Source organism: Myxococcus sp. AS-1-15, from assembly GCF_020037055.1.
Lineage (GTDB): Bacteria > Myxococcota > Myxococcia > Myxococcales > Myxococcaceae > Myxococcus > Myxococcus fulvus.
The window spans coordinates 413,615-421,953 of the sequence record NZ_JAIQDF010000010.1 but is presented as its reverse complement, the minus strand read 5'-3'; the positions used below and the strand labels follow the sequence as shown (position 1 = coordinate 421,953).

Here is an 8,339-nt window from a genome sequence, read left to right as displayed (position 1 = left end):
CTCCCGAAGTCCTCAGCGCCGCCCAGTGGCTTCCGCTGCTTTCTTCCGGAGGGGCGCGGCTTCTACCTCTTCGCCGCATCCCGTGTCAACCGCTGCTTCGTTGACCGCCCCGCCGCTCCTGCCCGCCTACCGCTCGGGTTTCTTCGTCGGGGGCGCGGCTTCTATCACCGCCGCGTCTCCTGTCAACTCGCTTCGTTGACCGCTGTATTCCGTCGATGTTCCTGCTCCCACCACGAAGTGCTCCGCGCCAGTGCGCGGCTTCGTTGCGGGGGAGCGGCATGTACCACTGATCCTGGAAACGCATCAACTTTTCGTGACAGGGCGCGTCGGATTTCTCCACCCCACCCCGTCCCCCGGCGGATCTCACCCGGGCACGGCTCCAGCCAACCTGCTGGAGGAACTCCCGCTGCGACCGTGAACCACCGGGCGCCGTCCTTGAATCCACGCCTCGGAAAAACGCTCGACCCTGGGAGCTCGGCGTGAGCCCAACCAAGAGAACGAGCCTTGGGTCGTCTACTTGTCCCACTGGCTCGGACGCCCGTTCCAGCTGCTCCATGCACCTACATGGAGACTGGGAGCCTCCGCTCCCTATCGATGCATCACCGCACGCGCTGGAGCTGTGAGCCCGTCACGCCGTCCCCGCTCACCGTGAGCGTCAGCTCTCCCACCTGCGCCGCCTGGAAATAGAACGTCGCTTCCTGCTGCGTCCTCTCCAGCACCAGCGACCACCCGTCTCCCGAGGTCGCCAGCGGCGTCGTACAGGTCGCATCCGCGAAGAGGGACACCCCCGCCGCCGCCGGTCCCGTCCCTTCCAGCGTCAGCGAGGGGGCCGCCAGTGCGGACAGGTTGCCTCGACTGTCCTGGCTCTGCACCACCAGCCCCTCCGAGCATCGGCCCACCGCGGTCTCTCGCGCCGGGCTCATGAAGAAGAGCTGGGAAGCCGCGCCCGCCACCACGTCCACATCGAAGGTGGCCCCAGGCTGCGTGCCTCGGTCATACCCGGGCCCGCTCACCTTGTTCTGGCTGATGGCGTTGGCGCCCCCCAGGTCGGAGATGCCCGCCTGGTACGGATAGCCGTTCGTCACCGGCCCGCGGTGGGTCACGGTGTTTCGCGACACCTGGAGCCGGGTCGATACCGCCAGTGGCCCTCCGCCCGCCTCTCCCTGAGACAGATTGATGCCGACGTCGTTGTCCTCCACCGTGTTCTCGAAGAGGACGATGTCTTCGCACAGCGCGAACCCGTAGTACGCCCCGCCCGCGACCAGGATGCCCGAGGCCACCGCGGAGTCTCCCGTGTAGGCGTGCCCCGTCACGCGGTTGCCCGTGGCCCGCCCCGTGGCCCCGTCGCTGAACTGGATGCCGTTCCTCGCGATGAAGGGCACGGGCCCACCGCCCTCGACACGGTTGTCCTCCAGGTTCAGCTCCACCTTGCCCGTGCCGACGATGCCCGCCTTCTGGTAACCCACCACGTGGTTGCGCAGCACCTCCACGTGCGTCACCGACTCGGCGTCGCGCGCGTTGCGCACCTCGATGGCCACACCCTCCTGACAGCCCCCCTCCCCTTCCTTCTGGTTCACGTCCCGGACCACGCTGTCGAGGATGGAGCCGCTCGCGCCGTCGAACAGGATGCCGCGCAGCCGGGCCGAGCCCGCGTCACACGTCAGCTCCGACAACCCTCGCGCCGCCACCGTCACGTCCCTCACATGCGCCGTCGTCCCCAGGCTGCTCAACACCGCGCCTCGGAAGCGGCCGTCGCGAGGGTCCACCGCCGTGAGCACGTGACCGCCACCGTCGAGCGTGTACCCGTCCGGAATCCACACCGTCTGCGCCGTGGTGCAGTCCGCCGTCAACGTCACCGTCGAGGCTCCCAACACCGCCGGACACGGCGCATGCTCGTCACACCACAGGTCTTCCCACTCCACCACCAGGACTCGCGTCACACTCAACCCGGAGGCATTCGTGACGGTCAGCGTGATGGTGGGCGTCACATCCCTCGGGGCGCAGGACAGCATCACCCAGTCCGCCGAGCCCGTTCCGGCCCCTCGCACCATGTTCCCCAGGAGCCCCGTGTTCGCCGTCCACGCGAAGGTCAGCGGCTCCCCCTGCGGGTCCGTCGCGGACGCGGACAGCCGCACCAGCTGCCCCGCGAAGGCGTCCTCGGAGGACTGCGTCACCTCCGTGAGCGTCGGCGGCTGGGGGTTCGTCACGCACAGATTCAACGAGCGCACCTGCGAGGCCCTCGTCGCGTTGTCGGAAATCCTCACGCTCAACTGGCAATTGTCACACGCGACCTGGGGCGCCTCCATCGGCGTGAAGCGCGTCGTCGGTGAGGTCGCGTCCTCGAACTCGCCCTCGCAGGTGGACGTCCACGCGTAGGAGAGCAGGTCCCCATCGTCATCCACCGCCGTCACCTCCAGCTCCACCGGCGTGCCCACTCGCACCTGGGAGCCCGGCCGGGCGCCCAGCTCCGTCACCACCGGGTCGCGCTCCAGCGAGGCCTCGTGCGCAGCTCCCCACCCACCCCCGAGCGCCACGTCCACGGAGAACCGCAGCGTGGACACCGCCCCCTGCGCCCCCACGACCTTCAAGGTCAACGCATCCGGCCCGCGGCGCAGCGGCGCCGTCCACTCCGCATCCGAGCCCCCCTTGTCGGCGAACTGTCCCTCCACCGCCTCCCACGCATACGTCAGCGTCTCCGAGGTCTCCGCGCCCCGCGCCACCACCCGGAACCGGATGGACTCTCCCGGAGACACCGCGGCGCGTGAGCCCACCACCGCATCGATGATGGGCGCCGTGCTCCCCAACGAAGGATTCACCCGATGGGGAACCAGCACGAGCAGCGCGGGACGGTGCTTCTCCAGCTCCACGTCCGCCACGCTCACCTCTCCCACCACCCCGTCCGCGGCGTCCAGCACCCGCGCCCTCACCGTGCCCACGCGGCCCGGGGGCAGGCTCCTCATCAGTCCGCCCCAGGAGTCACCCGCGCCCTCGAGGACCATCGAGACCGGCTCGCCCTGCGTCGGCGTCACCGTCACCTCCACCTTCGCCACCTGGTCCAATGGCAGCGAGCGCGGCAACACCGTCACCACGCGCAGCGAGCCCGTGGCCTCCGGGCTCACCCCCAAGGGCTCCTCGAGATGGCACCCCACGGACAGCACCAGCGCGCCAGCGAGCAGGGCCAGGCGCATCGAGTTCGCTCGGTTCATGGTGACGTCCTCTCAGCGATGTCGGGTGCCACACGATATCGACAAGCACGCGGCCTCCCAAGCAACCGGCCACGCTCCCCGCCAGGACCGCCTGCCCGGCTCCTGCCCCACACCTCCCCACGAGGCAGGTCCTCGTCAGGCCGATGACACACACATCCCATGGGGAGCGTCCTCCCAGCGTCCATCCATGGGTGCTGGGAGGAAGGTGCGACAGGTGATGCGCCGGGCTCGGGCCCTCGCGCCTCAGACCTTGCCGCCGATGAAGCCACCGCCGAACGGAGACGGGCCCCGCTGACGCAAGGCCTCGCGCTCGGCCTTCAGCGCGGCGAGCGCCTCGTCTCGCGTCAGGTAGTGGTTCACCGCCGCGCCGTTGATGGCGCCACTGGTGAGCACGAACATGCGCGTCATCTCGTCACCACCGAAGCGGTACGAGCGGTGTGTGTAGCGCTCAAGCACCTCGCGGCGCTCCTTGCCGAAGACCCGGCCCGCGGTGAACTTCACCACCAACCCATCCAGGTTGATGAGCAGGTCCACCTTGCCCGAGCCCGCGTAGCGCGCGAGGTGCACCTCCACCTCACGCCGCCATCGCAGGACATCCTCCTCATTCACCAGGACGCAGTCCGTGAAGTTCGCCGTCACGACATCGTTCGGCGCGTCGTAGTCGAAGGACATGCTCCAGGCCATCGTGATGCCTCCCTCGAAGCCGGAATCAGGCGGGCGCGGAGCCGGCCAGGAAGGCGGACAACACCGCCGCGGTCTCCTGGGGGTGCTCCACGTGCGGATAGTGACCCGGGCCCGGAATGTGAGCCATGCGCGCGCGCCGGATGGGCGCCACCACGGCCTCCCTCAAGAAGGCCGGCGGCAGGAAGGCGTCATCCGTGGACACCACCAACGTCGGCGCCGCGATGCGCGCCAGCCGCTCCTGGATGCCACCCTTCGTCCACGCATCGAAGGCGCCCTCAATCGACGCCGCGCTCACCGCGCCCGCGTCCTTCAACAAGACCTCCAACTGCTCCGGCAGCAGCTTCTTGCACGCGAGCCCCAGGATGGTCTTCTGCTTCTCGCGGTCTCCCGCCGACGTGCGGAACAGCCCCGCCGCGTCCGGAGGCAGCGGCAACCCCGACGCCGGCACCGTGTTGAGCAGCAGCAGCGCGTCCACCCGCGCGGGGACCTCCGACGCGACCCACTGCGCCAGCTGCCCACCCATGCTGTGCCCCACCACCGTGAAGCGCTCCGCACCGACCGCGTCCACCACCGTCAGCACATCCCTCGCCAGGCCCTCCAGCGTGTAGCCGCCGGCCGCCTTGCCCGACTGCCCCGTGCCTCGCGCGTCCGGAATCACCAGCCGCAACCCCGTCAGGTCCAGCCGCTCCACCAGCCCGTCCCACACCGCACCCGACACCATCCACCCGTGCACCAACACCACCGTGCGCGGCCCGTCACCGATGACTCGGTAGTGAAGTGAAGTCCCGTCAGTTGCGGAAATCGTGGGCATGTCGTCTCTCCGGACGAAAAGGATAAAGCGGCATTGAATTAATGTACGGGAGCGAAAGCAAGTCAGGACACCCGGGAGCGGCTCAAGATTCCCATGTAGGCATTCGCCGCCGGTACGTGTGAGGTTGGCTCGTGGAGTGATAACGAGAGGGGATGCTCCACACCACGGCCGGGCGAACGGTGCACTGCGAGGACGCGCTCACGTGGCTCGCGGCGCAACCCATCCTGACGGGCTGCTCGGCGGTGGCCTCGCTACCGGATGCGTCCGAGTTCCCCACGCTGTCCCTCACCGAGTGGAAGGCGTGGTTCATCCGCGCGGCCGCGCTCGTCATGTCGCGCGTGCCCGATGACGGCGTGGCCATCTTCTACCAGACCGATGTGAAGGACGAGGGGCTCTGGGTCGACAAGGGTTACCTCGTCTCGCGCGCCGCCGAGGAGTCGGGACTGGGGCTGCTCTGGCACAAGGTCGTCTGCCGCCGCGCCCCCGGCACCGTGACCTTCGGTCGGCCCGCGTACTCCCACATGCTGTGCTTCTCTCGCGGCATCCGCGTCGACCTGGGGAAGTCCACCGCCGATGTGCTCCCCGACGCGGGCGAGGTCACGTGGACCCGCGGCATGGGCGTGGAGGCGTGTCAGCTCGCGTGCCGCTTCATCCTCGAGCACACCCCCACGCGCACCGTCGTGGACCCCTTCTGTGGCCATGGCACCGCGCTCGCCGTGGCCAACGCGATGGGCCTCGAGGCCATCGGCGTGGAGCTCAGTCGCAAGCGCGCGCGCAAGGCTCGGAACCTGCGCGCGCGGTGGCACGAGCAGAAGCTCGTGCTCACCCAGGACGACGCGGCGGCTCAGGCCTCGGATTCGGAGTAGGTCCAAGGTGCGCCAGTGGCGCTCAGGGCCACGGGCAGGGCGGACAGCTCGCTCGCCACCACGGACTCCAGCTCCTCGATGAAGGCCCCGAACAACCGCTCCTCCAGCGCCAGCGCGTCGTCCAGTGACGCGCCCACCGCGGAGAGCCGGGCCACGCACGCGTCCTCGATGGTGCGCCGGTGGCCCTGCTCCTCCGTGACGACGCGCCCCAGCTCCTCCTTCACGCTCGGGCTGCGCGTGGCCGCCTTGTAGAGCGGATAGAGCACCATCGCGCGACGCTCGATGGCCGTCGTCGTGAGCAGGTAGTGCAGGTACACGTCCGGCGCGCCCGTGTACGACGTGGCCCACTTCGCCAGCTCGTGGTCCAGCGCCTGGAAATAGCGGCCCGCGCCCTCCGGACACAGGAACGTGGTGATTTCGCTTCCCGCCAGCTCGACGGACAGGCGCTTGAACGCGAAGGCGTGGCGCGTCTCGTCCGCCAGGTGCTCGAGCACGCTCAACGACGGATGCCGGTCCGCCACCGTGCGCGAAATCTTCCTCGCGCCGATGAACTCCATCAGGGACAGGGTGTGCAGCCAGCGAGCCTCGAGCTCGGACGACTGGGCCAGCTGGCGAAGCACCGCCTGGATTCGGTCACGCATGCCGCGCCCTCTAGCGCGTGCACGCTCCGCGCGCGAGCACCAACACACTCGCCCCTCCGCTTCGACTCAGGCCACGGGCGCTTGCGTGCCCCAGAGCTCCTCCGCCACCGTGCGCACCTGGGCATGGTTCACCGGAGAGGCGCCCTCGATGAAACGGAAGAGCTCCATCGCCACCGTGTGCGGCGCGTCCCACATCACGAAGTGCCCCGCGTCCGGCACCTGCATCCACCGCGCACCCGGGATGTCCCAGACCAGGCGCTCGCCGTACTTCGCGGGCAGCAGTCCATCCTCCGCGCCCCACATCACCAGCGTCGGCACCGCGAGCTGGCCCAGCTTCGGCGCCAGCTCCTGGGTCTGGTTCGTGTTCAGCGCCACCGCGTTGCGCGACAGCGAGACCCAGCCGACCTCCGTCGTGTAGGGCGCGAGCAGTCCCTCCAGCAGCTCCGCTGACTGCGCCTTCACGAAGCCCTTCTTCTTCAGCCCCAATCGCAGCAGCTTCGTCATCCGCTCGGGTGACAGCTTCCTCGCCATCCCCGGCGTGCCGAGCTGCGACATCAGGGCGAGCGGCCACGCGTCGTAACAGACGCTGTCCATCAAACACAGCCGACTCACGCGCCGCGGGTAGCGCACCGCGAGCTGCTGCGCCACGCCGCCTCCCACGTCGTGACCCACCACCGCCGCGTCCACCACGCCCAGGCGCTCCATCCAGGCCTCCAGCACCTCCGCCTGTCGCGTCACCGAGCGGTCGAACCTGTCTCTCCGGTCGGAGAAGCCGTACCCCAACAGGTCCGGCACCAACACCCGGTGCGACGCGGCCAGCGCTCGCGCCAGCCCGCTCCACAGATAGCTCCACGTCGGGATGCCGTGCAGCAACACCACCGGCGGCCCCTTGCCCCAGTCCACGTAGCTCACGAAGTGGCCACCCGACTCCATCACCTCTTGCCGCCCCTGCCACTCGCGCCAGTTCATCGCTGCTCCCCCGTCGCCATCGGCTCCGTCATGCACCTCGTCGCGGCTTGCGCCATCCAGAGGCACGACCATCCCTTCATCGCACCACGACAGCCCATCGCGGTGCTTCCGCCACCACCGGGTCCGTCACTCGCCGCGTCACCAGGCGGCGCGGCCAGTGCCCATGCCATCACCGCGTCTCCTGAAGGCAGGGGTGGACCCTCGCCGCGGCACCGCGCGTGTCAGCAAGAGACGCCACCTCCGCCGCGCATCGCGCAGGTTCATCGCAGCTCCTCCGCCGCGACCCAGTCCGGCACCAGCCTCGCGGCGCCCGGCATCGGCTGGCGCAGCATGTCCGGCACGTCCTGCACCAGCTGCGAGAGGTTCAGCAGCAACACCGTGCCTCGTCGCTCCAGCGCCTCCGTCACCTTCAGCACCGCGTCCGCGTCCTCGCCCAGCGCCGTCACCCGCTGGCGGCTCAGCGTCACCACGTACGGCAGCTCCCGCGCGCGCCGCCTCGCGGACTCACGCAGCACCTCCGCCGCCTGCTGGTACGACGCGTCCCCGATTCGAGGCTTCAGCCGACGCCACGCCGCTTCCAGGTATCCCGGCCAGCACGCCAGCGCCCGGTACTCCCCCGGCACCCCCGGCGGGCCCACCGTCTTCACGATGTCCGCGAACACCGCCTTCACTCCCGGCTCCGTCGGCTTCTCCGCCACCCACTCCATCGCCGCCATCCGCGAGGGCGCGCCCCGCTCCAGCCGCTCACCGACTCCCGGCGACTCCCCGCGCCCCACCCGCTGCCCCTCCAACGCGAGCCGCACCGCCGCCACCATCAACGTCACCCTCGGCAGCATCGTCTCGTAGAGTTCCAGCACGCCGCGCACGTGGAAGCGCTGGCTCGGCCCCAGCTTCGCCGCCTCCCACGCCCCCAGCTCGTCCCACGCCACCGTCGTGTCGAGCGTCTGCTGCCACAGCTCCAACGCCGACTCCTCGAAGGCCCGCGTCTCCACGTTCGGCCCCATCGCCTCCCACATCGCCACGAAGAAGCGCGGCCAGGCCGCCCACGTCCGCAACGACACGTCCACCCCCGTCACCCGCATCGTCCTGCGCAGCTCGTGGTAGACGCGCTCGACGTCGCCCCGCGCCTCCTGCTCGCTCACCTGCTTCACCCTGGCCATGA

7 protein-coding genes are annotated in these 8,339 nt (G+C 69.7%); 1 reads left to right on the top strand and 6 read right to left on the bottom strand.

Annotation, left to right across the window (positions count from 1 at the left end; all coding sequences use genetic code 11):
- Positions 1-599: 599 nt before the first annotated feature.
- The 3 genes from K8625_RS26915 to K8625_RS26905 all read right to left on the bottom strand — a co-directional run bounded on the left by K8625_RS26915 (position 600) and on the right by K8625_RS26905 (position 4,701).
- The gene (locus K8625_RS26915; RefSeq protein ID WP_223784301.1) at positions 600-3,206 is read right to left on the bottom strand and encodes a right-handed parallel beta-helix repeat-containing protein; all 2,607 of its coding nucleotides are present in this window, start codon (positions 3,204-3,206) and stop codon (positions 600-602) included.
- A gap of 243 nt (positions 3,207-3,449) precedes the next feature.
- On the bottom strand, positions 3,450-3,890 hold the full coding sequence (locus K8625_RS26910; RefSeq protein ID WP_141332580.1) for a hypothetical protein: 441 nt from the start codon (positions 3,888-3,890) through the stop codon (positions 3,450-3,452).
- Positions 3,891-3,915: 25 nt separating this feature from the next.
- Complete coding sequence (locus K8625_RS26905; RefSeq protein ID WP_223749349.1) at positions 3,916-4,701, bottom strand: alpha/beta fold hydrolase; 786 nt, start codon at positions 4,699-4,701, stop codon at positions 3,916-3,918.
- 152 nt (positions 4,702-4,853) lie between these two features.
- Between K8625_RS26905 and K8625_RS26900 the strand changes: the two genes are divergently transcribed.
- A complete protein-coding gene (locus K8625_RS26900) occupies positions 4,854-5,567 on the top strand; it encodes a site-specific DNA-methyltransferase (RefSeq protein WP_223749350.1) in 714 nt (237 codons plus the stop codon).
- On the opposite strand, the gene K8625_RS26895 is transcribed toward K8625_RS26900, so the two are convergent.
- The 3 genes from K8625_RS26895 to K8625_RS26885 all read right to left on the bottom strand — a co-directional run bounded on the left by K8625_RS26895 (position 5,546) and on the right by K8625_RS26885 (position 8,337).
- Positions 5,546-6,208, bottom strand: coding sequence for a hypothetical protein (locus K8625_RS26895; RefSeq protein WP_223784300.1), 663 nt, complete (start codon positions 6,206-6,208; stop codon positions 5,546-5,548). The genes K8625_RS26900 and K8625_RS26895 overlap by 22 nt on opposite strands.
- A gap of 66 nt (positions 6,209-6,274) precedes the next feature.
- A complete protein-coding gene (locus K8625_RS26890; protein WP_223784299.1) occupies positions 6,275-7,177 on the bottom strand; it encodes an alpha/beta fold hydrolase in 903 nt (300 codons plus the stop codon).
- 260 nt (positions 7,178-7,437) lie between these two features.
- Positions 7,438-8,337 (bottom strand): halocarboxylic acid dehydrogenase DehI family protein, encoded by a 900-nt coding sequence (locus K8625_RS26885; RefSeq protein ID WP_223784298.1) that lies wholly within the window; start codon positions 8,335-8,337, stop codon positions 7,438-7,440.
- Positions 8,338-8,339 lie beyond the last annotated feature (2 nt).

Coding starts and splice junctions, on each gene's coding strand:
- K8625_RS26890 (WP_223784299.1), bottom strand. CDS start 7,177: ATGAACTGGCGCGAGTGGCAGGGGCGGCAAGAGGTGATGGAGTCGGGT.
- K8625_RS26910 (WP_141332580.1), bottom strand. CDS start 3,890: ATGGCCTGGAGCATGTCCTTCGACTACGACGCGCCGAACGATGTCGTG.
- K8625_RS26885 (WP_223784298.1), bottom strand. CDS start 8,337: ATGGCCAGGGTGAAGCAGGTGAGCGAGCAGGAGGCGCGGGGCGACGTC.
- K8625_RS26915 (WP_223784301.1), bottom strand. CDS start 3,206: ATGAACCGAGCGAACTCGATGCGCCTGGCCCTGCTCGCTGGCGCGCTG.
- K8625_RS26905 (WP_223749349.1), bottom strand. CDS start 4,701: ATGCCCACGATTTCCGCAACTGACGGGACTTCACTTCACTACCGAGTC.
- K8625_RS26900 (WP_223749350.1), top strand. CDS start 4,854: ATGCTCCACACCACGGCCGGGCGAACGGTGCACTGCGAGGACGCGCTC.
- K8625_RS26895 (WP_223784300.1), bottom strand. CDS start 6,208: ATGCGTGACCGAATCCAGGCGGTGCTTCGCCAGCTGGCCCAGTCGTCC.